At 68.7% G+C, this 23,489-nt stretch carries 22 protein-coding genes; 12 read left to right on the top strand and 10 right to left on the bottom strand.

Going from position 1 to position 23,489, the window contains the following annotated elements:
- Window positions 1-28 precede the first annotated feature (28 nt).
- Window positions 29-2,395: a DEAD/DEAH box helicase gene (locus I7S92_RS09795; protein ID WP_197643428.1), complete on the top strand. Its 2,367-nt coding sequence runs from the start codon at window positions 29-31 to the stop codon at window positions 2,393-2,395.
- 38 nt (window positions 2,396-2,433) lie between these two features.
- On the opposite strand, the gene I7S92_RS09800 is transcribed toward I7S92_RS09795, so the two are convergent.
- The 3 genes from I7S92_RS09800 to I7S92_RS09810 all read right to left on the bottom strand — a co-directional run bounded on the left by I7S92_RS09800 (window position 2,434) and on the right by I7S92_RS09810 (window position 6,122).
- Entirely contained in the window at window positions 2,434-3,210 is a 777-nt protein-coding gene (locus tag I7S92_RS09800; protein ID WP_197643430.1) for a 3'(2'),5'-bisphosphate nucleotidase CysQ, read from the bottom strand.
- Window positions 3,197-4,540 (bottom strand): TldD/PmbA family protein, encoded by a 1,344-nt coding sequence (locus I7S92_RS09805; protein WP_197643431.1) that lies wholly within the window; start codon window positions 4,538-4,540, stop codon window positions 3,197-3,199. Before I7S92_RS09805 ends, I7S92_RS09800 begins: the two co-directional genes overlap by 14 nt.
- Window positions 4,541-4,619: 79 nt before the next feature.
- Window positions 4,620-6,122 carry a DUF2125 domain-containing protein gene (locus I7S92_RS09810; protein ID WP_197643433.1) on the bottom strand — a complete coding sequence of 501 codons (1,503 nt, stop codon included), beginning with the start codon at window positions 6,120-6,122 and terminating at the stop codon, window positions 4,620-4,622.
- Between the two features lie 102 nt (window positions 6,123-6,224).
- Here I7S92_RS09810 and I7S92_RS09815 point away from each other — a divergent pair, with 102 nt between their 5' ends.
- Genes I7S92_RS09815 through I7S92_RS09825 form a run of 3 tightly spaced genes read left to right on the top strand, consistent with a single transcriptional unit; the run spans window position 6,225 to window position 9,037 of the window.
- Window positions 6,225-6,848 carry an enoyl-CoA hydratase/isomerase family protein gene (locus I7S92_RS09815; protein ID WP_197643435.1) on the top strand — a complete coding sequence of 208 codons (624 nt, stop codon included), beginning with the start codon at window positions 6,225-6,227 and terminating at the stop codon, window positions 6,846-6,848.
- The gene (gene speB / locus I7S92_RS09820) at window positions 6,845-7,789 is read left to right on the top strand and encodes an agmatinase (protein ID WP_197643437.1); all 945 of its coding nucleotides are present in this window, start codon (window positions 6,845-6,847) and stop codon (window positions 7,787-7,789) included. The genes I7S92_RS09815 and speB overlap by 4 nt, the downstream gene beginning before the upstream one ends.
- A gap of 9 nt (window positions 7,790-7,798) precedes the next feature.
- Window positions 7,799-9,037, top strand: a complete 1,239-nt coding sequence (locus I7S92_RS09825) for a TIGR03862 family flavoprotein (RefSeq protein ID WP_197643439.1) — start codon at window positions 7,799-7,801, stop codon at window positions 9,035-9,037.
- Here I7S92_RS09825 and I7S92_RS09830 read toward each other — a convergent pair.
- Window positions 8,994-9,422 (bottom strand): hypothetical protein, encoded by a 429-nt coding sequence (locus I7S92_RS09830; RefSeq protein WP_197643441.1) that lies wholly within the window; start codon window positions 9,420-9,422, stop codon window positions 8,994-8,996. The genes I7S92_RS09825 and I7S92_RS09830 overlap by 44 nt on opposite strands.
- The gene (pheS, locus tag I7S92_RS09835; RefSeq protein ID WP_197643672.1) at window positions 9,423-10,496 is read right to left on the bottom strand and encodes a phenylalanine--tRNA ligase subunit alpha; all 1,074 of its coding nucleotides are present in this window, start codon (window positions 10,494-10,496) and stop codon (window positions 9,423-9,425) included.
- 140 nt (window positions 10,497-10,636) lie between these two features.
- Here pheS and I7S92_RS09840 point away from each other — a divergent pair, with 140 nt between their 5' ends.
- Window positions 10,637-11,143 carry a DUF1643 domain-containing protein gene (locus I7S92_RS09840; protein WP_197643443.1) on the top strand — a complete coding sequence of 169 codons (507 nt, stop codon included), beginning with the start codon at window positions 10,637-10,639 and terminating at the stop codon, window positions 11,141-11,143.
- On the opposite strand, the gene I7S92_RS09845 is transcribed toward I7S92_RS09840, so the two are convergent.
- Window positions 11,140-12,132 (bottom strand): calcium-binding protein, encoded by a 993-nt coding sequence (locus tag I7S92_RS09845; protein ID WP_197643445.1) that lies wholly within the window; start codon window positions 12,130-12,132, stop codon window positions 11,140-11,142. The genes I7S92_RS09840 and I7S92_RS09845 overlap by 4 nt on opposite strands.
- A 299-nt stretch (window positions 12,133-12,431) precedes the next feature.
- On the opposite strand from I7S92_RS09845, the gene rpsO reads away from it, so the two are divergent.
- The 4 genes from rpsO to hslU all read left to right on the top strand — a co-directional run bounded on the left by rpsO (window position 12,432) and on the right by hslU (window position 15,718).
- A complete protein-coding gene (gene rpsO, locus I7S92_RS09850) occupies window positions 12,432-12,701 on the top strand; it encodes a 30S ribosomal protein S15 (RefSeq protein WP_197643447.1) in 270 nt (89 codons plus the stop codon).
- Window positions 12,702-12,813: 112 nt separating this feature from the next.
- Window positions 12,814-13,371: an ATP-dependent protease subunit HslV gene (gene hslV / locus I7S92_RS09855; protein ID WP_197643449.1), complete on the top strand. Its 558-nt coding sequence runs from the start codon at window positions 12,814-12,816 to the stop codon at window positions 13,369-13,371.
- Window positions 13,368-14,426 carry a hypothetical protein gene (locus tag I7S92_RS09860; RefSeq protein ID WP_242070143.1) on the top strand — a complete coding sequence of 353 codons (1,059 nt, stop codon included), beginning with the start codon at window positions 13,368-13,370 and terminating at the stop codon, window positions 14,424-14,426. Before hslV ends, I7S92_RS09860 begins: the two co-directional genes overlap by 4 nt.
- A complete protein-coding gene (gene hslU, locus I7S92_RS09865) occupies window positions 14,423-15,718 on the top strand; it encodes an ATP-dependent protease ATPase subunit HslU (protein WP_197643451.1) in 1,296 nt (431 codons plus the stop codon). Before I7S92_RS09860 ends, hslU begins: the two co-directional genes overlap by 4 nt.
- Here the strand turns inward: hslU and mutS are convergent.
- The 3 genes from mutS to hrcA all read right to left on the bottom strand — a co-directional run bounded on the left by mutS (window position 15,706) and on the right by hrcA (window position 20,015).
- Window positions 15,706-18,339, bottom strand: a complete 2,634-nt coding sequence (mutS, locus tag I7S92_RS09870; RefSeq protein WP_354001320.1) for a DNA mismatch repair protein MutS — start codon at window positions 18,337-18,339, stop codon at window positions 15,706-15,708. The genes hslU and mutS overlap by 13 nt on opposite strands.
- A 61-nt stretch (window positions 18,340-18,400) precedes the next feature.
- The gene (locus tag I7S92_RS09875) at window positions 18,401-18,928 is read right to left on the bottom strand and encodes a nucleotide exchange factor GrpE (RefSeq protein WP_197643453.1); all 528 of its coding nucleotides are present in this window, start codon (window positions 18,926-18,928) and stop codon (window positions 18,401-18,403) included.
- Between the two features lie 16 nt (window positions 18,929-18,944).
- Window positions 18,945-20,015, bottom strand: a complete 1,071-nt coding sequence (gene hrcA / locus I7S92_RS09880) for a heat-inducible transcriptional repressor HrcA (RefSeq protein ID WP_197643455.1) — start codon at window positions 20,013-20,015, stop codon at window positions 18,945-18,947.
- 73 nt (window positions 20,016-20,088) lie between these two features.
- Here hrcA and rph point away from each other — a divergent pair, with 73 nt between their 5' ends.
- The 3 genes from rph to hemW are packed head-to-tail and all read left to right on the top strand — an operon-like array spanning window position 20,089 to window position 22,597.
- Window positions 20,089-20,805, top strand: a complete 717-nt coding sequence (rph, locus tag I7S92_RS09885; protein ID WP_197643457.1) for a ribonuclease PH — start codon at window positions 20,089-20,091, stop codon at window positions 20,803-20,805.
- Window positions 20,805-21,410, top strand: a complete 606-nt coding sequence (rdgB, locus tag I7S92_RS09890; RefSeq protein ID WP_197643460.1) for an RdgB/HAM1 family non-canonical purine NTP pyrophosphatase — start codon at window positions 20,805-20,807, stop codon at window positions 21,408-21,410. Before rph ends, rdgB begins: the two co-directional genes overlap by 1 nt.
- The gene (gene hemW / locus I7S92_RS09895) at window positions 21,410-22,597 is read left to right on the top strand and encodes a radical SAM family heme chaperone HemW (RefSeq protein ID WP_197643462.1); all 1,188 of its coding nucleotides are present in this window, start codon (window positions 21,410-21,412) and stop codon (window positions 22,595-22,597) included. Before rdgB ends, hemW begins: the two co-directional genes overlap by 1 nt.
- Here hemW and I7S92_RS09900 read toward each other — a convergent pair whose 3' ends face one another.
- Window positions 22,598-23,488: a ParB/RepB/Spo0J family partition protein gene (locus I7S92_RS09900; RefSeq protein WP_197643464.1), complete on the bottom strand. Its 891-nt coding sequence runs from the start codon at window positions 23,486-23,488 to the stop codon at window positions 22,598-22,600.
- Between the last annotated feature and the right edge of the window lies 1 nt (window position 23,489).

Raw genomic sequence — 23,489 nt, forward strand, 5'->3', positions numbered from 1 at the left:
GGCTTCGCCCCCCTTTGGAAAGACATCCATGACGATCGAGAACGTGGCCTCGCCGCTGGCGCAGGCTTTGGCAGACAAGGGCTATGAGACGCTGACCTCGGTGCAGGAGGCGGTGCTGGCGGACGGCGTCGCGGGCCGCGATGCGCTGGTCTCGGCGCAGACCGGCTCGGGCAAGACGGTGGCCTTCGGCCTGGCGATTGCGCCCGAGATCCTGGGCGGGCAGGACGTGCTGCTGTTCGCCGACAAGCCCATCGCGCTGGCCATCGCGCCGACGCGGGAATTGGCGCTGCAGGTCGCGCGCGAACTGGAATGGCTTTACGCTGGCGCCCAGGCCAGGCTGGCCACCTGCGTCGGCGGGATGGACTACCGGACCGAACGCCGCGCGCTGGAGCGCGGGGCGCATATCGTTGTCGGCACTCCCGGCCGGTTGCGCGACCATATCGAGCGCGGCAGCCTCGACCTGTCGGGTATTCGCGCCGTGGTTCTGGACGAGGCGGACGAGATGCTGGACCTGGGCTTTGCCGAGGACCTGGAGTTCATCCTGGCCGCCGCACCCGAGGACCGGCGGACGCTGATGTTCTCGGCCACTGTGCCGAAAGAAATCGAGAGGCTCGCCGGCGAGTTCCAGAAGGACGCGCTGCGGATCGTGGCGCAGGGCGAGGCGAAGCAGCATGTCGACATCGAATACCGCGCCTTCTCGGTCGCGGTGCGGGACCGGGAACATGCGATCTTCAACGTGCTGCGCTTCCATGAGGCGCGGACGGCAATCGTCTTCTGCAAGACGCGGGCAAACGTGAATCACCTTCTGGCGCGGATGGGCAACCGGGGCTTTCAGGTCGTGGCGCTCTCGGGCGAACTCAGCCAGCAGGAACGCACCCACGCCCTGCAGGCCCTGCGCGACGGTCGCGCACGGGTCTGCATCGCCACCGACGTGGCCGCGCGGGGCATCGACCTGCCGGGGCTGGAGCTGGTGATCCATGCCGACCTGCCCTCCAACTCGGAAACGCTGCTGCACCGTTCCGGCCGCACCGGGCGGGCGGGCAAGAAGGGCGTCTCGGCGCTGATCGTGACCCCGGCCGAGTTCAAGAAGGCCCAGCGCCTGCTGTCGGGCGCGAAGGTCGTGGCGGAATGGGGCGCGGCCCCCGGCGCGGACGACGTGCAGGCCAAGGATGACCTGCGGATTCTGGAGCATCCCGCCCTGACCGCCCCCATCGGCGACGAGGCCGGGATCGCGGGCGATCTCTTGCAGCAGTTCGGCGCCGAGGCCCTGGCCGCCGCCTTCGTCCGGCTGTGGCGCGAGGGTCGCTCGGCCCCCGAGGTCCTGTCCACCGACCTGCCGGTCCCGCCGCCCTCGGCCCCGCGCGAACGCGGCGAATTCGGGCCTTCGGTCTGGTTCCGGATCTCGGTCGGCCGCGCGGGCCGAGCCGAGGCGCGCTGGCTGCTGCCCAAGATCTGCGACGCGGGCAGCATCGCCAAGGACGGCATCGGCGCGATCCGGGTGCGCGAGGACGAGACCTTCGTGCAGATCGCCGAGGCGCTGGCCTCGCGCTTTGGCGGCGAGGTCGAGCTGGACAAGGGCCTGACGATGCAGCGGGTCGAGGGCGAGCCGGAATTCGACAAGCCCCGTTTCCCGCGCGCCGAGAAGCCCCGGTTCGAGCGTCCCGAACGGCGCGAGCGGGCCGAGAAACCCGCCTATACTCCGAAACCGCCGCGCGTGGTCGAGGAGGGGGACGAGGCCCCGTCCGAGTACCGGCCGAAGCCGAAGGCGAAATACGACGACCGTCCCCGCCCGTCCGAAGCGCGGCCCGAGTGGAAGGACCGCCCGGCGCGCGACGACGACCGCCCGGCGCGCAAGCCCTATGCCCCGCGTCCCGAGGGCGAGACCGAGGACCGCCCGCGCAAGCCGCGCTGGTCGCCGGACCAGAAATCCGCTCCGCGCGCGGCCGGCTACAAGAGCCATGGCGGCGCGTCCGACAGGCCCGCCCGCGCCGGCGGCTACAAGAGCCATGCCGCCGAAGGCACCGGCTTCAAGCGCCGCGACGAGGGCTACAAGCCGCGCGAGGAGGGCGACCGCCCGGCCCGCAAGCCCTATGCGCCGAAGCCCGAGGGATTCCGGCGTGACGAAGGCGACCGTCCGGCGCGGAAACCCTATGCCCCCAAGGGCGAGGGCTACCGCCCGCGTGAGGAGGGCGACCGGCCGAAAAAGACCTATGCGCCCAAGGGCGACGAGGCGCGGCCCTTCGTGAAACGTGAGGGTCCGGGCAAGCCCGGCGGGTTCAAGAGCCATGCGGCCGGGGGCAAGAAGCCGTTCGACAAACCCCGGGCCGAAAAGCCCCGGACCGATGCGCGCGATACCTCCAAGCGGTTCGTGCCGCCGAAGGGGCCGAAACGCTGATGCAGAGGGGCCGGGACTTCCCGGCCCTTTTCACATGGTCAGCCCAGCAACCGGCGCACCGCCTCGGCATGGGCGGCGGGCGGCAGGGCCAGCACCCCCTCGGCCATCGCGCCCGGCGTGTTGAAGTGCAGCGCCTCTCCCTTGCGATCCGAGACCACCGCCCCCGCCTTGGCCGCGATCAGGCTGCCCGCCGCGATGTCCCATTCCCAGGCATCGCGCAGGGTCAGCATCCCATCGAACCGCCCCTCGGCCGCAAGGCACAGCCGCCAGGCCAGCGAGGCGCGGAAATGCCGCTTCAGGTCGGGCACCCCGCCGGGCCATTTCTCGGGCAGCAGATTGGCCTTGGTCGTCAGCACATCCGAGCCCTCCAGCCGATCGCTACGACTGACAGAGATCGGCTGGCCGTCGCGCAAGGCGGGCGAGCTTTCCGAGGCGACGTAGATCCGGTCCATCGCGGGCAGGAAGACCACCCCGGCCGTCACCCGCCCCTGATGCGCCACGGCCAGCGAGTGCGAGAAGGATTCCTCTCCGGCGATGAAGGCGCGGGTGCCGTCGATCGGATCGATGATGAAGACCGTATCGCGCGACAGGCGGGCGGAATCGTCCGGCGTCTCCTCGCTGAGCCAGCCGTAGTCGGGCCGGGCGGCCAGCAGCCGGGCCTTCAGCATCTCGTTCACGGCAAGGTCGGCCTCGCTGACCGGGCCATGCTCGCCGCCCTTGTCCCAATGTTTCACGTCGCGCCGCCAGTGGCGCATGGCGATCCGCCCCGCCTCGCGCGCGGCGTCGGTCAGAAGCGCGAGGTCACGCGCCGGCAAGGGTCATTCCGTCGATCAGGATCGAGGGCACCCGCGTCGACAGATGCGCCCGCGCGTCATTGGCCGGAACCAGCCGCAGAAGCATGTCGCGCAGGTTGCCGGCGATGGTGCATTCGTGGACCGGATAGGCCAGCTGGCCATTCTCGACCCAGAACCCGGCCGCCCCGCGCGAATAATCGCCGGTCGTCGGGTTGATGGTCGAACCGATCATCGAGGTCACCAGGAGGCCCGTCCCCATCTCGCGGATCAGGTCGGCGCGGCTGCGCGCGCCCTGGGTCAGGTCGATGTTGGTGGTCGAGGGCGAGGGCGGCGCGCTGGTCCCCCGGAAGGCATTGGCGGTCGAGGGCATCCCCAGCTTGCGCCCGGTCGCAAGGTCCAGGACCCAGCCGGTCAGCACGCCATCGGCCACGATCTCGCGCCGGCGGGTCGCCAGCCCCTCGCCGTCGAAGGGGCGCGAGCTGCCGATGCGGGGACGGTGCGGGTCCTCGATCAGCGAGAGGCCAGCGGGCAGCACCGGCTTGCCCAGCAGATCGCGCGCCCAACTGGAGCCGCGCGCAATGGAGGTGCCGTTGATCGCCGACAGCAGATGCCCGACCAGCGAGGCCGCCACCCGTTCGTCATAGACCACCGGAAAGGTCCCGGTCCGGGGCTTCACCGAGCCGACGCGCTGCAGGGCCCGTTCCGCCGCCAGTCGCCCGATCTCCTCGGCCCCCGGCATGTCGGAGGCGTAGACCCGCCCCTCGCCCGCGTAATCGCGCTGCATTTCGTTGCCCTGGCCGGTGAAGGCCACCGCCGAGAGCGAAGTGGAACTGCGCCCGTAGCCGCCGGAAAAGCCGTTCGTCGCGGCCATGTGCAGGGAGCGGCGGCCATAGGCGGCGGCGGCCTCGACCTGGGTGATGCCCGGCGCCGCAAGCGCCGCGGTCTCGACGGCGCGGGCCTGCGCCTCCAGCGTGGCGGCGCCCGGCTCTCCGGCGGGATCGGCAAGCTCCAGCGCCGCAAGGTCCCAGCCCTGCGCCAGTTGATCCGGGTCGGCAAGGCCCGAGGTCGGATCCTCGGGCGCCTCGCGCGCCATCGCCACGGCGCGTTCCGCCAGCGCCCGGATCGTCGCCGCCGATGTGTCCGAGGCCGAGACGCAGGCCTGCCGCCGCCCGACCAGCACGCGCAGCCCGATCTCCACCCCTTCCGAGCGTTCGGCCTGTTCCAGCGCGCCCTTGCGGATCTCGATCGAGAGCGCGGCGCCCGCGACGGCCAGCGCATCGGCGCTCTCGGCGCCCGCCTTGCGCGCGGCGTCCAGAAGCGAATGGCTGAGGTCGGCAAGGCTGGGGGTCATGGTCGGCTTCCGTTGGGTCTCCCGCCATGAGGTAGCCCTGCCCGCCCCCCGCTGCAAGGCCGGGCTATCCGCGCAGGGGTCAGAGAAGCTGCATCCCGTTGGCGAAGACGCCGCCATCGCGGAATTCGATCTCGGAAACCAGCTCGTCCGGCCCGGCGGGACGGGCGAACATCGCCAGCCCCATGCGGAAGCCCGTCGCCTCGTCCTCGCCCAGCAACCCCAGGGCGATCAGATTCTCGACCAGCTTGTGCACGCCCCTGATCTTCACGTTGAACTTGCCATCCGGGCGCGGCACGCCGTCGAAGGTCACAAGGTCGGTGTTGTCGAAGGTGACCCCGCCGGTGGCCGAAACCTCGGCCCCCGCGCCCTTGGTCAGAAGCTCTGTCAGCTCCAGAGAATGCAGCTCGCCCGGTGGGGTCGGCGCGTCCAGATCGACCGCGGGATCCATGATGTCCCTGGTCCAGAGGCCGGTGCCCTTCGTGTCCAGCACGAAACTGGCCGGTTCGCGCGAGAGACGGGCGCCGGGGTCGAACAGGTCCCAGAGCTCCTCCGAGATGGTGAAATCGACCAGGCGGGTGAGGAAGGCGAAGTCCTGCGGCCTGTCGGACTTGCTGACCGGCATCACGAGATTGAACCCGCTTTCGGCAAAGGCCATCTCGACCTGCGGGAAGGGAAGGTCGTGCGACGACAGCGTGAACCTGGCCCCGGAGAGCGAGGTGCCGTAGTTCATCCGGCTCTTGTCCAACGCCAGGACAAGACTGCCGCCGGCGGCACGGGCGGCCATCTTCGTCGGGCCGGCCGCCTCGGTCAGGTCGAAGTCCAGGCTGGCCGCGCCGAAGGACAGGCTGGTGTCGACGCTGAAGCCGCCGTTCAGCGCCACGGCGAGGTTCGCCATCAGATCGGCGTTCAGCAGATTGCCCTTCGTCGCGCCGCCGATATCGGCCAGCGTGACCGCGACCCTGCCGTCCGAGCCGGTTTCGGGGTCCTTGCCCGCGATGTCCAGCGCCAGGTCTCTGGCGGCAAAGCTGGCGTCCAGCGCGGTCCGGTCGCCGTCCCGGGTCACCAGATAATGCCCCGTCGCCTCGGTCACGACCATCTCGGCCGTCGTGTCCAGGACCTTGCCGGTCTCGTCCGTCACCTCGTCCAGCGTCACCGTGACCTTCGGCGCGGTGAAGTCATAGCTGGTCTCGCTCGCGCTGCCGCCCGCGATGATCGCCATGCCCGGCTGGCTGATCGTCAGCTTCAGCGAGCCCGGCCCGTCCACCCGCTCGGGGAAGGCCATGGCCAGCGGATAGCTGTCCGGCAGAGTCACCGTCACCGTGCCGTCGCCATTGCCCGTGAACACCAGCCTGTCGAAGGTGGCCGAGGCGGTTCCGGCCAGCGGGTCCTTGTGGGTCAGGACGAGATCGGTCACCTCCAGCCGGTCGCCCTCCTGCGCCGTGCCGCCGACCGTCAGCTCTTGCCCGGCCGCGGTCGCCATCGCCTGCCAGCTTTCCCAGACCTCGGCCGGCGTCACGTCGGCCAGTGCGGCGGCGGGGGCCAGCACGAATGCCAGGGCCGTGGAACGGACAGCGCGGGACATGGAACCGGCCTTTCGGGTTGAAATCGCGTCGTTCAACCTTTCAATCTGATCCCCGAGGCGTCAAGGGATTCCGGGCGCGGGTCGGGAAAGCCGGAGGGATGGATGATCAGGGTGGAACAGATGGGCGGCGCTTGCACGATCAGGCTTTGCCGGCCCGAGAAGGCCAATGCCCTGACCGGGGCGATGCTGCGCGACATAGCCCAAGCCGCAGCGGGGGCAGCGGAGACGGCGCGAGTCCTGATCCTGACCGGCGAGGGCAAGGTCTTTTCCGCCGGAGCGGACCTGGAGGAGATGCAGGCCGGCCTTGGCCTGTCGCCGGCATGGGAGGCGGCCTCGGGAGCCATCGCCCGCTTCCCCGGCCTGAGCATCGCCGCGCTGAACGGCACGCTGGCGGGCGGCGCGATGGGCGTGGCGCTGGCCTGCGACCTGCGGATCGCGGTCCCCCCGGCCCAGTTCTTCTACCCTGTCATGCGGCTTGGCTACCGGCCGCAGCCCTCGGACCCGATCCGGCTGGCGGCGCTGGTCGGCCCGGCCCGCGCCAAGATGATCCTTCTGGCCGGGCAGAGGATCGCGGCCGAGGAGGCGCTGGCCTGGGGGCTGATCGACCGCGTCGTCCCGCCCGAGTCCCTGACCGACATGGCAATGTCGCTGGCCGAGCATGCACTTGCGGCCGATCCGGGGCATGTTGCCGCCCTGAAACGCATGAGCAACGGGGAACCAGCATGAGCAACGGATACGGAAGCGGCCGCCTGAACCTGCCCTTCGTGGGCATCTCGACCTTCGGCAAGAACCCCTACCAGCCCGACTGGTCGAAGATCGACGCCGACTTCGCCATCCTCGGCGCGCCCTTCGACTTCGGCACCCAGTTCCGCGCGGGCGCACGCTTTGGCCCGCGCTCGATCCGTGAGGCCTCGACCCTGTTCTCCTTCGGCCACGCCGGGGCCTATGACCACGAGGACGACGTGACCTATCTGGAGGGCGTCCGCATCCTGGATATCGGCGACGCCGACATCGTCCACACCGATACCGAAACCAGCCACGCCAACATCGAGACCGGCGTCCGCGCCATCCTCGCCGCCGGGGCCGTCCCCGTGGTCCTCGGCGGCGACCATTCCATCAACATCCCCTGCATCCGCGCCTTCACCGGCCGCCCGCTGCATATCGTCCAGATCGACGCGCATCTCGACTTCGTCGACGTGCGGCACGGCGTCCGCCACGGCCACGGCAACCCGATGCGCCGGGCCGCCGAACAGGACCACGTCAAGGGCATCACCGCGCTGGGCATTCGCAACGTCTCCTCCACCGCCAAGGACGGCTACGATGCCGCGCGCAGGATGGGCGACGACATCCTCTCCGTCCGCCAGATGCGCAAGCTGGGGGTCGAGGCGACGCTGGCCCGCATCCCCAAGGGCGTCGACTACTACCTGACGCTGGACATCGACGGCTTCGATCCCTCGATCGCGCCCGGCACCGGGACACCCTCGCATGGCGGTTTCCTGTATTACGAGGTGCTGGAGCTGATCGACGGGTTGACGAAACAGGGCAACATCATCGGCATCGACCTGGTGGAAGTGGCGCCCGACTACGACCACTCCGGCATGACCGCGATCCTTGCGGCGCAGATCCTGCTGAACACCATCGGGCGCATCGCCCATAACCGGAAGTAGGTCGCGGCGATGCCCGAGGTCCTGGTCATCGGCGCCGGTCCCGCCGGGTTGATGGCGGCCGAGGAACTGGCCCGTGCCGGGATCGGGGTCCTGGTCTGCGAGGCCAGGCCCTCGATCGGGCGCAAGTTCCTGATGGCCGGGAAGTCGGGGCTGAACGTCACCAAGGACGAGCCTTTCGCCAGCTTCGTCACCCGCTACGACGCCCCGGAACTCCGCCCGATCCTGGCCGGGTTCGGCCCCGGCGAAGTGCAGGACTGGTGCCGCGCCCTGGGGCAGGAGGTGTTCACCGGATCGTCGGGCCGGGTCTTTCCGGTGGCGATGAAGGCCTCTCCCCTGCTTCGCGCCTGGGTGCAGCGCCTTGCGGCGCAGGGCGTCGAGATCCGCACCCGCTGGCGCTGGACCGGGTTCGACGGCGGGGGCTACCGCTTCGACACCCCGGACGGGCCGCAGACGCTGCGCCCCGGCGTGACGGTCCTCGCCCTGGGCGGGGCAAGCTGGCAGCGCCTCGGCTCGGATGCCGCCTGGGTCCCCTGGCTGCGAGGAAAAGGGGTCGCCGTCGCGGAATGGAAGCCCGCGAACATGGGTTTCCGGGTGGACTGGTCGCCGAAGATGACGCCTTTCTTCGGCCATCCGGTGAAGGGCGTCACCCTGATGGCCTGCTCCTCGAGCACTTCGTGCACTCCTCGCGACGGCCGGCGACGAGTGCACGAAGTGCTCGAGGAGCATCGCGGAGAGTTCGTCCTGTCGGCGAGAGGCGTGGAAGGCGGCGGGATCTATGCGCTCAGCCGTCCGCTGCGCGAGGGCGCGACGCTGGCGCTCGACCTCTTGCCCGGCCTGTCGCAAACGGAGATCGACCGCCGCCTCGCAGGGATGCGGTCCGGCGAAAGCACGATGAACCGCCTGCGCAAGCTGGGCCTGGACCGCACGCAGGCCGCGCTGGTGATGGAATTCTCCCGCGCCGAGCCCTTGGCCCATCTCAAGCACCTGCCGATCCCGCTGCAGGGCCCCCGGCCGCTGGACGAGGCGATCTCGGTCGCGGGGGGCGTGGAATGGGGGTCGGTGACGCAGGACCTGGAGCTGAAGGCCCTGCCCGGCTGCTTCGTCGCCGGCGAGATGCTGGACTGGGAGGCCCCGACGGGCGGGTATCTTCTCACCGCCTGCTGGGCGACGGGGCGCTGGGCCGGGCAGGCGGCCGCGGCGGCGCTCAGTCGTGCAGGCGGTCCAGCCAGGGCAGCGCCTCAAGGGTGAGGATGTCGATCGTGCGCGACAGATACGCGGGCTTCTCCAGCACGTCCAGGAAGGCCAGCCGCCCCGGATCCTCGCCGCCGCCGCCGCCGAAACGCTCCATCGTCATCTCGTCCTCGTCCCATTCCGCCGGCGGCTCTCCCTCGGGCGTGACGAAGCGCAGGAGGATCTGCACCTCCCAGCCATAGCGATTGCGTTGCAGATGGACGGCGGACTTTCCGTGCGGGGAAGATCGGCTCCAGGTGCTGCCCCTCAGGACATAGCCAAAGGGCCGCAGCGCCCCGTCCAGCGCCGCGACGATGCGGGCATGGGCCTCTTCCCGCCGCGCCGGGAACGCCGGATCATGCGCGGCGTGGTGCTTGCGGGCGGAAAGATCCTCGTCCTCCATTCAGGCCGAGAGCCCGCCCGCCAGATCCGGCACGTCCAGCGCGGAAAAGCCGTAGTGCCGCAGCCAGCGCAGGTCGGCCTCGAAGAAGGCGCGCAGGTCGGGGATGCCGTATTTCAGCATCGCGATCCGGTCGATCCCCATGCCGAAGGCGAAGCCCTGCCATTGGTCAGGATCGATCCCGCCCGCCGCCAGCACCTTGGGGTGCATCATCCCCGAGCCGAGGATCTCCATCCACTTGTCGCCCTCGCCGATCTTCAGCTGGCCGCCGACGTTGGAATAGCGGATGTCGACCTCGGCCGAGGGTTCGGTGAAGGGGAAATGGCTGGCGCGGAAGCGCAGTTCCACCTTGTCCACCTCGAAGAAGGCGCGGCAGAACTCTTCCAGGGTCCACTTCAGGTTCGCCATCGAGATGTTGCGGTCGATGGCCATGCCTTCGACCTGGTGGAACATCGGGGTATGGGTCTGGTCCATGTCCATCCGGTAGACCCGCCCCGGCGCGATCACCCTGATCGGCGCGCCCTGGTCCATCATCGCGCGGATCTGCACCGGCGAGGTATGGGTGCGCAGTACATGCGGCGGGCGGTTGTCGCCCTCAGCCCGGTGCATGAAGAAGGTGTCATGCTCCTGCCGCGCGGGGTGTTCCGGCGGGATGTTCAGCGCGTCGAAATTGTACCAGTCGCTCTCCACCTGCGGCCCCTCGGCGACCGAGAAGCCCATGTCGGCGAAGATCGCCGTCAGCTCCTCCATGACCTGCGACACCGGATGGATCGTCCCGCGCGGGCGCGGCCGGCCCGGCAGGGTCACGTCCAGCCATTCCGTCTTCAGCCGCTCGTCCAGCGCGGCGTCGCCCAGCGCGACTTTGCGGGCGCGCAGCGCGGCGTCGATCTCGTCCTTCAGCGCGTTCAGGCTGGCCCCGGCGGCCTTGCGCGCCTCGGGCTCCATCTTGCCAAGACCGGCCATCAATCCGGAAATCTCGCCCTTCTTGCCCAGGGCGCCGACGCGGACCTCTTCCAACCCGGCCTCGTCCGCCGCATTGGCCACGGCGGCAAGGTATCTGGCCTTGAGCGTGTCGATCCCGTCCATCGTCCGTCTCCCGGTAAAACCGGCCTCTCTGCTAATGGCGAAGCCCCCGCGATGCAAGGCGATCCGCTTGTGTCCCCGGGTGCGGCGACTATGTATCGGTGCGACACGAAGGCTGGCAAGGAGGGGATCGGATGATCACCCGGCGGTTCACCAAGGGCGACGCAGAGTCCGAAGCGGTCTATTCCGACTGCGAGAACTATCGCTTCCTGCTGACCCGCAGCTGGGGTCCGGGGCCGCGCGCGCTGTTCGTGATGCTGAACCCCTCGACCGCGACCGAGGTGCAGAACGACCCCACCGTCGAACGCTGCGAGCGGCGGGCGCGGACGCTGGGCTTTGGCGCCTTCCGGGTGACCAACATCTTCGCCTGGCGTGCCACCGACCCCAGGGCGATGCGCGCGGTCCCCGATCCGGTGGGCGCCGAGAACGACCGGGCGATCCTGAACAGCCTGGACTGGGCGGATACGGTGGTCTGCGCCTGGGGCAATCACGGGCTGCACCTGAACCGGGGCCCAAGGGTCGAGGCCATGCTGCGCGAGGCGGGGGCCGAGTTGCACCATCTGGGCCTTACCGGCCGGGGCCAGCCGACCCATCCGCTGTATATCGCCTACGACCGCCAGCCCCAAAGCTGGCCGCGTTAGGTCGGGAAGGCGACCAGGCGCACGTCATCGGCATCGAGGGCGCTGCCCCGGACCAGCGCGACCGCCTTGCCGTTCAGCAGGATCGTGCTTTGCGTGGCATCCGGCGAAGTCTTGATGCCAAGCACGGGATCCGGGTGCTGGGCGGCGTCATACATCACCACCAGCTGATCCTGCAGGGCGTTGTAATCCGCGATTTCGGCCAGTTCGCCGTCCGGCCCGGTCCCGGCCAGCAGGAAGACATCCTCGCCCTCGCCCCCCGTGGCATGGTCGCCCGCGCCAAGGAAGATGCTGTCGTCCCCCGCGCCGCCGTTCAGGAAATCCTCGTCGAGGTCATCGGCATCGCCGTCAAACCCCGACAGCCAGTCATTGCCGCTGCCGCCGTCCAGGATGTCCACGCCGTCGCCGCCGGCCAGCCGGTCGTCGCCATCGCCGCTGGCCAGCCAGTCGTCGCCGGCGCCGCCCGACTGCGTGTCATCGCCCGCCCCGCCCAGAACAGTATCGTTCCCGGCATCCCCCGAGAGCGAATCCTCGCCCAGATCGCCCAGGATCGAATCGTCGCCGGCGCCGCCAAGGATCGTGTCATGGCCCGCCTGCCCGGTCAGGCTGTCATGCCCCTCGCCGCCCTGGAGCCGGTCGTCACCGCCGCCGCCCCAGCCCGCATCGTCGCCGGACCCCGCGTCGATCCAGTCGTCGCCGTCGCGCCCGTCGATCAGGTCGGCGCCATCCCCGGCCTCGATCCGGTCGTCGCCGGCGCCGCCGGAGAGCACCTCTCCGCGCGCGCTGCCGTGAAGCTGGCGCCCCGCCTCCGCCTCGCGGGGCAGGTCGTCGGAGTGGGGATCCATCTCCTCGAACAGGTCGAAGGCCGGCTCGTCCGGGTCTTCGGGAAGATCGGCGGGATCGCCGTCCTCCTCCGGCGGACGGCCGGACAAGGCTGCATCGGCGATCACCCCCGCCGCGAGGACACCCAGAACACCCAGTATCGTCAACACCACACCACTCCGACACAGTGTCGCCGCGCCCGCGTTAACCAATTTTCCGGCTAACTCTCTGGCGATACGACAAAAACCCGGGATCAGTCATATCACGAATCGCAGCCTGCCGATACGCACCGCCGCCCGGAATCTCCGCAGTCCCTTAACCGGGAGTTACCGCCACCCCCCGGCGATCGGGCTTTCCTTCCGCAGCGAATCCGCCTATACGCGCGCATCCGCCTGGTGGCGGAGCCTCCAAGGGCCCTGCTGGACGACATCCCGGCTTGCGCCATGACCTTCAGACACAGGAGACCACGATGTCGATCACCGTTGAAGAAAAAGCCCGCCTGATCAAGGAATACGCGACCAAGGAAGGCGACACCGGCTCGCCGGAAGTGCAGGTTGCGATCCTGTCCTCGCGGATTGCCACCCTGACCGAGCATTTCAAGGGCCACAAGAACGACAACCACTCGCGTCGCGGCCTGCTGATGCTGGTCGCCCAGCGCCGCAAGCTGCTGGACTACCTGAAGAAAAACGATGAGTCGCGGTATTCCACGCTCATCACCCGTCTGGGCCTGCGCCGCTGAGGCCAGGAACAAGGTTCCAGAACGCCCGCGCCCGCCAAGGCGCGGGCGTTTTGCTTTGCCTGACTTGAGAAGACCCTCCGCCCCGGCCATATAGGGCAAAACGGAGGCCCGGATGGCAGACGACAGATTTCCCGGCTGGCACGGCACCACGATCCTTGCGGTCCGGCGCGGCGGCGAGGTGGTGGTGGCGGGGGACGGCCAGGTCTCGCTTGGCCAGACCGTGATCAAGGGCACCGCGCGCAAGGTGCGCCGCCTGAATCCCGGCGGCCATGCGGTCGTCTGCGGCTTTGCCGGATCAACCGCCGATGCGTTCACCCTGCTGGACCGGCTGGAAAAGAAGCTGGAGGCCGCGCCCGGCCAGCTGGCCCGCGCCTGCGTCGATCTGGCGAAGGATTGGCGGATGGACAAGTACCTGCGCAACCTGGAAGCCATGCTGATCGTCACCGACGGGGCGGACCTGTTCGTGATCACCGGCGCCGGCGACGTGCTGGAGCCGGAGCATGACGTCGCCGCCATCGGCTCGGGCGGGAATTTCGCGCTGGCGGCCGCGCGGGGCCTGATGTCCACCGACCTGCCCGCCGAGGCCATTGCCCGCCAGGCCATGGCGATCGCGGCCGACATCTGCGTCTATACCAACGGCAACCTGACCGTGGAGACGATCCGCAAATGACGCCAGAGGACCTCCGCGCCGCCGTCGCCGCCGGGATCCTGACCGAGGCGCAGGCGGCATCGCTCACGGCCCTGGCCAACAACCGCCAGGGCCGCCGCGCCGCCCTGCCGGCCGAGGACGAGCCCTTCGAGTTCTTCCGGGGATTTTCGGAGATCTTCATCTCGATCGGGCTGGTGATCCTGCTGTCCGGCGTGGCCGCCCTGCTGACCGTGTTCGGCGGCTTTGCCCTGCTGACGCTGGTGCCTTTGGCCACCGCCGGGATTGCCTGGTGGTGGGCCGGGTATTTCACCCTGAGGCGGCGGATGACCCTGCCTTCGATGGTGCTGGCGACGGCCTATGGCACCGGGATCGTGATCTTCGCCTTCAGCCTGCTGGCCCGCTCCGGCTTTGACGACCGGGCCATCGCCATCGCGGGATTCTCGCTTTCCGCTGCGGCGATGATCCTGTGGTACCGGCATTTCCGGCTGCCCTTCTCGGCCTTCCTGGCCGGCGGAGCGATCCTGGGCGCGGTCTATTCCCTGACCGCCTCGGCCTCGAACCTGGTCGGGCTGGTCGGCGCGGGTGGATATCGCGCGCTGTTCGACCTTGGCGAAAGTCCGGCCTTCGCCACGGCGACGCTGGTCTTCGGGATCGGAGCCTTTCTGGTGGGCATGTGGTTCGACACCCGCGACCCGCACCGCCTCGGCCGCCATTCGGCGACGGCCTTCTGGTGCCACCTCCTCGCGGCCCCGGCGCTGGTGAACACGGTCGCCATGACCCTGCTGAACGGCGGCGGGATCGGGTTTCTGGCGATCGCGCTGGCGCTGGTCACGCTGCTTGCGCTGGTGATCGACCGCCGCAGCTTCCTGACCGCCGCCATCGCCTATATCGCCATCGTGATCGGCTGGGTGATGGGCGAAGGCGGCGGGACCAGCTGGATCTTCGTCCTGCTCCTTCTGGGGGCGTTCATCACCGCCATCGGCACCTGGTGGGTGCAGTTGCGCGCCGTGGTGATGCGCGCCCTGCCCGACTTTCCCGGCAAGTCCAGCCTTCCCCCATATGGATCGACCGAATGACCGACCTGACCCCGCGCGAGATCGTCTCCGAGCTTGACCGCTTCATCATCGGCCAGCGCGACGCCAAGCGCGCCGTGGCCGTCGCCCTGCGCAACCGCTGGCGCCGCAAGCGGCTGGCCGACGACCTGCGGGACGAGGTCTATCCGAAGAACATCCTGATGATCGGCCCGACCGGCGTCGGCAAGACCGAGATCAGCCGCCGCCTTGCCAAGCTGGCGAAAGCGCCCTTCCTGAAGGTCGAGGCGACCAAGTTCACCGAGGTCGGCTATGTCGGCCGCGACGTCGATTCAATCGTCCGCGATCTTGTCGACGTGGCGATCAACGACACCCGCGCCGCGATGCGCGAGGAGGTGAAGGCCCGTGCCCACAAGGCGGCCGAGGACCGGGTGATCGAGGCGCTGGCCGGCAAGGACGCCCGCGAGCAGACGCGCGAGATGTTCCGGGCGAAGCTGAAGCGCGGCGAGCTGGACGGCACGATGATCGAGATCGACGTCGCCGACTCCGCGCCGATGCCGATGGGCTTTGGCATGCCGGGGATGGAGCAGCAGATGCAGGGCTTGCAGGACCTGTTCAAGGCCTTCGGCGGCCGGACCTCGCGCAAGCGGATGACGGTGGCGCAAAGCTATGACGTGCTGATCGGACAGGAGGCCGACAAGCTTCTGGACGACGAAGCGGTGCGCACGGCGGCGCTGGAGGCGGTGCAGGAGAACGGGATCGTCTTTCTGGACGAGATCGACAAGATATGCGCCCGGTCGGACGCACGCGGGGCGGATGTTTCACGTGAAGGCGTGCAGCGCGACCTGCTGCCGCTGATCGAGGGGACGACGGTTTCCACCAAGCATGGGCCGGTGAAGACCGACCATATCCTGTTCATCGCCTCGGGCGCCTTCCATATCGCCAAACCCTCGGACCTGCTGCCCGAGTTGCAGGGCCGGCTGCCGATCCGGGTGGAACTCGCACCTTTGACCGAGGAGGACTTCGTCCGCATCCTGACCGAGACCGACAATGCTCTGACCCGGCAATACACCGCGCTGATGGAGACCGAGGAGGTCACGGTGACCTTCACCCCCGACGGCATCGCCGCCCTGGCCCGGATCGCCGCCGAGGTGAACCGCTCGGTCGAAAACATCGGCGCGCGGCGGCTTTACACGGTGATGGAGCGGGTGTTCGAGGAGCTGTCCTTTCACGCCCCCGACCGTTCCGGCCAGTCCGTCACCGTGGATGCCGGGTTTGTCGAGACCAACATCGGCGCGCTGGCGCGGTCGGCCGACATCTCGCGCTATGTGCTCTGATCGGCCAGCCGCTTGAGGTCGTAGACCAGCTTCAGCGCCTCGATGGGCGTCAACTCGTCGGGGTGGACCGCTTTCAGCCGGTCCTCCACTTCCGACGCCTTCACCACCCTGGGCGGTGGAGCAACCGGAGCGGCGCGGAACAGCGGCAGGTCGTCGATCAGGGTGGCCTGCTTGCCGCCCTCGCGGTCGCCCTTCTCCAGCGTGTCCAGCACGACCTTGGCCCGTTCGATCACGCTGTGCGGCAGGCCGGCCAGCCGGGCGACCTGCACGCCATAGCTGCGGTCGGCGGCACCTTCGCGGACCTCGTGCAGGAAGATCACCTCGCCTTCCCATTCCTTCACCGTGACGGTGGCGTTCTTCACCCCCGGCAACTTGCCCGCCAGCGCCGTCATCTCGTGGTAATGCGTGGCGAAAAGCGCGCGGCAGCGGTTGACCTCGTGCAGATGCTCCAGGGTGGCCCAGGCGATGGAGAGGCCGTCATAGGTCGCGGTGCCGCGCCCGATTTCGTCCAGGATCACCAGCGCGCGGTCGTCGGCCTGGTTCAGGATTGCGGCGGTCTCGACCATCTCGACCATGAAGGTCGACCGGCCGCGCGCCAGATCGTCCGAGGCGCCGACCCGGCTGAAAAGCTGGCTGACCAGCCCGATCCGGGCTTCGGCCGCCGGGACATGGCTACCCGCCTGCGCCAGCAGGGCAATCAGCGCGTTCTGGCGCAGGAAGGTGGATTTCCCGGCCATATTCGGCCCGGTCAAGAGCCAGATCGCGGGCGTCCCCTGATCGGTCAGCGCGCAGTCGTTAGCGACGAAGGGCGTCCCGCCGTGCTTCAGCGCCCGCTCCACCACCGGATGCCGCCCGCCGGTGATCAGGAAGGCGCGGGAGTCGTCCACCACCGGCTCGCACCAGTTCTCCTCGGCCGAAAGGTCGGCGAAACCGGCGGCGAGGTCGATCTCGGCCAGCGCCCGCGCAGCCTGGGCGATGGCGGCCGAGGCATCCAGGATCCCGGCCTTCAGCGCCACGTAATGCCGCTTTTCGATCTCGAGCGCGTGGTTCCCGGCGTTCAGGATGCGGGTTTCCAGCTCGGAAAGGGCCAGTGTGGTGAAGCGCACCTGCCCCGCCGTGGTCTGGCGGTGGATGAAGAGCTCGGGCATCGCGCGCATCCGGTCTTCGTGGGTCGTCGTCGTCTCGATGAAATAGCCCAGCACGTTGTTGTGCTTGATCTTCAGGCTGGCGACGCCGGTTCGCTCGACGTAATCCGCCTGCATCCGGCCGATCACGCCGCGCCCCTCGTCCCGCAGCGCGCGGGTCTCGTCCAGTTCCGCGTCGTAGCCGGGCGCGATATAGCCCCCGTCCCGCGTCAGAAGCGGCGGTTCGGCCACCAGCGCGCGCGTCAGGAGGTCCACCAGCGCGTCATGGCCGACCAGCGCCCGCGCCGCCTCGGCGAGCAGCGGCGGCGCATCGATAAGCATCCCGGCAATCACGCCAGCCTGCCCAAGCCCGGCGCGGATCGCGGCCATGTCGCGTGGGCCGTCGCGGTCCAGCGCCAGCCGGGACAGGGCGCGGTCCATGTCCGGCACGCGCCGCAGGCTTTCGCGCAGACGGTCGCGGAGGGCGGGCGCCTCCAGCAGGAAGCCCAAGGCCGCCTGCCGGGCGTGGATCACGCCGAGGTCCAGCGAGGGCGAGGAGAGCCGCCGCTCCAGCAGCCGCGCGCCGCCGGCGGTGACCGTCCGGTCGATGGCGGACAGAAGCGAACCCTCACGCCCGCCCGACAGCGCCTGCGTCACCTCGAGATTGCGGCGGGTCGCGGCGTCGATCTGCATCGTGCCGCCCAAAGCCTCGCGCACCGGGGGGCGGAGGAGCGGCATCCGGCCGCGCTGGGTCAAGTGCAGGTAATCCACCAGCGCGCCCATGGCCGAAACCTCGGCCCGGTCGAAACTGCCGAAGGCGTCCAGCGAGGCGACGCCGAACATCTCGCACAACCGCTTGTCGGCATTGGTGGAATCGAAACTGCCGCGCGACAGCGGCGTGATGGCGACGCCGGAGTCAGCCACGACATCCGCCGTCTCGCGCTCGCGCGCTTCGTTCATGAGAAGCTCACGCGGGGCGATGCGCGCCAGATCGGGGCCAAGCCGCACGAGGCTGGAGGGCATCACCCGGAACTCGCCGGTGGAAATGTCGGCCCAGGCCAGCGCGCCGGTCTCGCGCACCTCGGCGAAGGCGGCAAGGAAGTTGTGCCGTCGCGCCTCGAGCAGCGAATCCTCGGTCAGCGTGCCGGGGGTGACGAGGCGCACCACATCGCGCTTGACCACCGATTTGGAGCCGCGCTTCTTCGCCTCGGCCGGGTCCTCCAGCTGTTCGGCGATGGCGACGCGAAAGCCCTTGCGGATCAGCGTCAGCAGATAGCCCTCGGCGGCATGGACCGGCACGCCGCACATGGCGATCGGTTCGCCCAGATGAAATCCGCGCTTGGTCAGGGCGATGTCCAGCGCGGCGGCCGCAGCCACCGCGTCGTCGAAGAACATCTCGTAGAAATCGCCCATCCGGTAGAACAGGAGGGCGCCGGGATTCTGCGCCCTGATCTCCAGATATTGCGCCATCATCGGCGTGACGGTGTCGTCGCTCACTTCGGTCCCCCAAGATCCGGCGGAGACTACAAGGGCACCGCCGGAGGGGAAAGCCCGCGCGTCAACCCGGAGTCGAGGAAACCCCCACCTGCGCCGGACGCAGCAGCCGGTCGTGCAGCAGGAAGCCTTCGGTCAGGACCTGGATGATCTGGCCCGCCTTGGTGCCGGGCAGCGGCGCCTCGAACATCGCCTCGTGCAGCTGGGGATCGAACTGGTCGCCCGCCGCCGGAGAAACCTTGGTGATGCCGTGCTTGCCCATCACATTGGTCAGCTCGCGCAGGGTCAGCTCCACCCCCTCGATCAGCGCGCCCGAAGCCTGGCGGCTGTCGTCGGGGATCGCCTGCAGCGCCCGGTTCAGGTTGTCGTAGACCGGCAGCAGGTCGCGGGCCAGCCGCGTGCCGCCATACATCTCGGCTTCCTTCCGGTCACGCTCGGCCCGCTTGCGCGAATTCTCGGCATCCGCGAGGACGCGCATGAACTTGTCGCGCAGCTCGTCGCGCTCGGCCCGAAGGGCCTCCAGCTCACCGGCGTCCTGGGTTTCAAACTCTTCCAGCTCCACCTGCGACGAGGTGGTTTCTTCCTGCGACATCCGTCACACCCTTCTGTCAGCCCTTGCCGCGGTCCGAAACCAGGCGGCCCACCAGCTGGGCGGTGTAATCGACGATCGGGACGATCCGGCCATAGTTCAGCCGGGTCGGACCGATGACGCCCACCGCGCCGATGATCTTTCGATCAGCGTTCATATAGGGAGAAACAACCAGACTTGAACCGGAAAGTGAGAAAAGCTTGTTCTCCGATCCGATAAAAATGCGCACACCTTCGCCCGCCTCGGTCAGGTTCAGGAATTCGGCGATGTCCCGCTTGCGCTCGAGGTCGTCGAACAGCACCCGGATGCGCTCGATCTCGGTCTGGTCCGAGACGCTGTCGATCAGGTTCGACCGGCCGCGCACGATCAGCCGCTCCGAGGCTTCGCCGGCGTTTTCCCAAAGCGCCAGCCCGCTTTCCACCAGATCGCGGGCCAGCGAGTCGATCTCTTGCCGCCGATGGGCGATCTCGCGCGTCATGTTGGCGCGCAGTTCCGAGAGCGTGCGCCCCTCGGCCAGCGCGTTCAGGAAATTCGCGGCCTCGCGCATCGAGGCGGGAGTCTGACCCGGCGGTGGCACGAAAACCCGGTTCTCGACCTGACCATCGGCGAAGACCAGCACCACGAGCGCCCGGTCGGCGGCCAGGCTGACGAACTCGATGTGCCGGATCGCCGCCTCGCGCTTCGGGGCCAGCACCACGCTTGCGCCCCGGGTGATCACCGACAGGGCCGCCCCCACCTCGTCCAGCAGGCTGGCCACGTCCTGGTCGTTGGTTCCGAGCGTGGCGTCGATCCGCTCCTGATCCTCATGCGCGACGGTTCCCACCTCCAAGAGGCTGTCGACGAACATCCGCAGCCCCATCTGCGTCGGGATCCGCCCGGCCGAGACATGCGGGCTGTCCAGAAGGCCCAGATATTCCAGATCCTGCATCACATTCCGCACCGTCGCGGCCGAGACCTTCTCGGACAGGCTGCGCGTCAGCGTGCGCGAACCCACCGGCTCGCCCGAGGTCAGATAGCCCTCGACCACCCGGCGAAACACCTCGCGCGTGCGGTCGTTCATGTCGGAAAGCATGGCTTTCGGCGTGCTCATCGTCCTGGCAATCGGGGTTGCATCCCTGGCCTCTGGTTGCGTATGTGGCCGCATCCCAGTGAAAGGTCCGGCAATGCGTCCGTCAGGCAGGAAATTAAGCGATCTTCGGGCGGTTTCAATCGAAACCGGCGTGATGAAACATGCCGAAGGCTCGTGCCTGATCAAGATGGGAGAGACGCATGTCCTGTGCTCGGCCACCATCGAGGACAAGGCGCCCCCCTTCCTGAAGAACACCGGACAGGGCTGGGTGACGGCGGAATACGGAATGCTGCCCCGCGCCACCAATTCGCGCACCCGGCGTGAGGCGGCGGCTGGCAAGCAATCCGGAAGAACTCAAGAAATCCAAAGGCTTATCGGACGATCTCTGCGCGCCGGAGTCGACCGTCAGGCCCTGGGCGAGCGGCAGATCGTCGTGGACTGCGACGTGATCCAGGCCGATGGCGGCACCCGCTGCGCCTCGATCACCGGCGGCTGGGTCGCGCTGCGGCTGGCGGTGAACAGGCTTCTCGCCTCGGGCGTGATCAGCAGCGACCCGATCATGGATCACGTTTCCGCCGTGTCCTGCGGCATCTACGCCGGCCAGCCGGTGCTGGACCTCGACTATATCGAGGATTCGGCTGCCGGAACCGATGGCAACTTCGTGATGACCGGCGCAGGCAAGCTGATCGAGGTGCAGATGTCGGCCGAGGGGTCCGCCTTCAGCCAGGAGGAGCTTCTGGGCCTTCTCGACCTTGCCCGGCAGGGCAATGCCGCGCTGGTTGCGGCGCAACGGACGGCGCTGGGGGTCTGATGCTGAAACGCGGGGATCGCCTGCTGGTCGCCACGCACAATCGTGGCAAGCTGGAAGAGATCGCCGATCTTCTGGCCCCCTACGGCGTGACCGTCGTCGGTGCCGGAGAGCTTGGCCTGCCCGAGCCCGAGGAGACCGAGACCACATTCGTCGGCAATGCGCGCCTCAAGGCCCATGCGGCGGCGAAAGCCTCGGGCCTCGTGGCGCTGGCCGATGATTCGGGGCTTGCCGTGGATGCGCTAGGCGGCGCGCCGGGGGTCTTCACCGCCGACTGGGCCACCACATCGAAAGGCCGCGACTTCCGGGTCGGGATGGACCGTGTCTGGCGCGAGCTGGAGGCGATCCACGCCCCCGAACCGCGCAGGGCGCAGTTCTGCTGCACGCTGGTCCTTGCCTCTCCCGATGGTCAGGACCTTGTCTTTGAAGGAAAATCCCCCGGCCGCCTGGTCTGGCCCGGCCGCGGCGAGCAGGGCCACGGCTTCGATCCGATCTTCCTGCCCGACGGCCATGCCCAGACCTTCGGCGAGATGGACCGCTGGGAGAAGAACCGCCTCTCCCACCGCGCCGACGCCTTCGCCAGGCTGGTCGCGGCGCTGTTCCCCTGATGGAGGCCCCGATTTACGAAGATTGGCGCCATGCCGGCTTCGGCCTCTATCTCCACTGGCCCTTCTGCCAGTCGAAATGCCCCTACTGCGACTTCAACAGCCATGTCGCGGCGCGGGTGGACCAATCGCGCTGGCTGACCGCGTTCGAGGCCGAGATCGACCGCATCGGCGCCCTCACCCAGGGCCGCATCCTGAACAGCGTCTTCTTCGGCGGCGGCACCCCATCCCTGATGGAGGCCGGCACCGTCCAGGGCATCCTTGACCGCGTCCGCGCCACCTGGACCCTGGCGAACGATGTCGAGATCACGCTGGAGGCGAACCCCGGCTCGGTCGAGGCCGCCCGATTCGAGGGTTACGCCAAGGCAGGAGTCAACCGGGTTTCCCTCGGGATTCAATCGCTTGACCCGGAGGATCTGCGACGCCTCGGCCGGATGCACTCGGTCGACGAGGCGAGGGCCGCCATCGCCATCGCGCAATCCACCTTCCAGCGCGTCTCGATCGACCTGATCTACGCCCGCCAGAACCAGTCCCTCGCCGCCTGGCGCGACGAGTTGAACCGCGCCCTCGACTTCGAGACCTCGCATCTCTCGCTTTACCAGCTGACCATCGAGGACGGCACCGTCTTCGGCCAGATGCAGGCCAAGAACCTGCTGCGCGGCCTGCCCGAAGAAGACCTGTCCGCCGACATGTTCGAACTGACGCAGGAAATCACCTCGCAGGCCGGGCGACCGGCCTATGAGGTGTCGAATCATGCCCGGCCCGGCGACGAATCGCGGCACAACCTGATCTACTGGCGCATGGGCGACTATGCCGGCATCGGCCCCGGCGCGCATGGCCGGCTCACCCTTGAGTCGACCCGATTCGCGACCGAGGCCGAGCGGATGCCGACCGCATGGCTCGACCGGACCCTCGCCCGCCCCGGCTCTGCCGAAGCAAGCACGCGGTTGGCGCCCGAAGATCGCGCCACCGAATATCTGATGTTCGCCTTGCGGCTGAAGGAAGGCGCCTCCCTGGGCCGCTTCGCCGCGCTTTCGGGCAGGCCCTTGGCGGAGGCCCGGCTGACCGAGATGCTCGACCTCGGCCTGCTTCACCGCGAGGGCGACCTCATCCGCACGACCGAAACCGGGGTGATGATGCTGAACGGCATCCTGCGCGCCCTGCTGGCGGACCGGCAGAGCGCAGGCTGATCAATCTTCGTCTGGTAGCTGAGAAAGAACCCGGCACAACCTGTCGAGGTCATCCAGCGAGGCATAGCGGATCGTCAGCTCTCCGCTTTCGCCGCCCGCCGCATGGTCGATCCGCACCGGCAGCTTCAGATTGGCCGAAAGATCCGCCTCGAGCGCGCGGGTGTCGGCATCCTTTTCCGGGCTTCTCCGGGTCTTGCCCGCAGCGGGTTTTTCGTCCTGCGCCTTGACCAGCCGCTCGGTCTCGCGCACCGACAGGCCTTTGGCGACGATCTGCGCAGCAAGCTCCGCAGCCCTGGGATGCCCGATCAGCGCCCGCGCGTGACCCGCCGAAAGCGCCCCGTCGCGCACCATGTCCTGCACCTCGGGCGGCAGGCTCAGCAGACGCAGAAGGTTCGCCACGTGGCTGCGGCTCCGGCTCAGCGCCTCGGCCAGTTTCTCCTGCGTGTGACCGAATCGGGTCATCAGCTGGCGGAAGCCCAGCGCCTCCTCGATGGCGTTCAGGTCGGCGCGCTGGATATTCTCGATGATCGCGACTTCCAGCACTTCGGTATCGCTAAGGTCCCGGACCACAACGGGAACTTCGTGCAATTGCGCCAACTGCGCCGCCCGCCAGCGCCGCTCGCCGGCCACGATCTCATAGGCATCCCGGCCGGGTTTCCGGCGCACGATCAGCGGCTGGATCACGCCCTTCTGCCGGATCGAATCAGCCAGGCTCTCAAGCTCCTCCTGCTTGAAATCCAGACGCGGCTGCTGCGGATTGGGCTCCAGCTTGTCCACCGGCAGGTGCAATTCCGCCTTCCGCGCCTGGATCTGATCCGGCCCCGCCAGGTGCACATCCGCCATCAGCGCCGACAACCCGCGTCCAAGTCCGCGCTTTTCCGTCTTCGTCATG

The organism is Tabrizicola soli, from assembly GCF_015999335.1.
In the GTDB taxonomy this organism is placed as follows: Bacteria; Pseudomonadota; Alphaproteobacteria; order Rhodobacterales; family Rhodobacteraceae; genus Tabrizicola; species Tabrizicola soli.

Bases quoted from the DNA above. Each gene is read 5' to 3' on its own strand.
- I7S92_RS09795 (WP_197643428.1), top strand. From the start codon at position 29: ATGACGATCGAGAACGTGGCCTCGCCGCTGGCGCAGGCTTTGGCAGAC.
- I7S92_RS09805 (WP_197643431.1), bottom strand. From the start codon at position 4,540: ATGACCCCCAGCCTTGCCGACCTCAGCCATTCGCTTCTGGACGCCGCG.
- I7S92_RS09810 (WP_197643433.1), bottom strand. From the start codon at position 6,122: ATGTCCCGCGCTGTCCGTTCCACGGCCCTGGCATTCGTGCTGGCCCCC.
- I7S92_RS09815 (WP_197643435.1), top strand. From the start codon at position 6,225: ATGATCAGGGTGGAACAGATGGGCGGCGCTTGCACGATCAGGCTTTGC.
- speB (WP_197643437.1), top strand. From the start codon at position 6,845: ATGAGCAACGGATACGGAAGCGGCCGCCTGAACCTGCCCTTCGTGGGC.
- I7S92_RS09825 (WP_197643439.1), top strand. From the start codon at position 7,799: ATGCCCGAGGTCCTGGTCATCGGCGCCGGTCCCGCCGGGTTGATGGCG.
- I7S92_RS09830 (WP_197643441.1), bottom strand. From the start codon at position 9,422: ATGGAGGACGAGGATCTTTCCGCCCGCAAGCACCACGCCGCGCATGAT.
- I7S92_RS09840 (WP_197643443.1), top strand. From the start codon at position 10,637: ATGATCACCCGGCGGTTCACCAAGGGCGACGCAGAGTCCGAAGCGGTC.
- rpsO (WP_197643447.1), top strand. From the start codon at position 12,432: ATGTCGATCACCGTTGAAGAAAAAGCCCGCCTGATCAAGGAATACGCG.
- hslV (WP_197643449.1), top strand. From the start codon at position 12,814: ATGGCAGACGACAGATTTCCCGGCTGGCACGGCACCACGATCCTTGCG.
- I7S92_RS09860 (WP_242070143.1), top strand. From the start codon at position 13,368: ATGACGCCAGAGGACCTCCGCGCCGCCGTCGCCGCCGGGATCCTGACC.
- hslU (WP_197643451.1), top strand. From the start codon at position 14,423: ATGACCGACCTGACCCCGCGCGAGATCGTCTCCGAGCTTGACCGCTTC.
- I7S92_RS09875 (WP_197643453.1), bottom strand. From the start codon at position 18,928: ATGTCGCAGGAAGAAACCACCTCGTCGCAGGTGGAGCTGGAAGAGTTT.
- hrcA (WP_197643455.1), bottom strand. From the start codon at position 20,015: ATGAGCACGCCGAAAGCCATGCTTTCCGACATGAACGACCGCACGCGC.
- rph (WP_197643457.1), top strand. From the start codon at position 20,089: ATGCGTCCGTCAGGCAGGAAATTAAGCGATCTTCGGGCGGTTTCAATC.
- rdgB (WP_197643460.1), top strand. From the start codon at position 20,805: ATGCTGAAACGCGGGGATCGCCTGCTGGTCGCCACGCACAATCGTGGC.
- hemW (WP_197643462.1), top strand. From the start codon at position 21,410: ATGGAGGCCCCGATTTACGAAGATTGGCGCCATGCCGGCTTCGGCCTC.
- I7S92_RS09900 (WP_197643464.1), bottom strand. From the start codon at position 23,488: ATGACGAAGACGGAAAAGCGCGGACTTGGACGCGGGTTGTCGGCGCTG.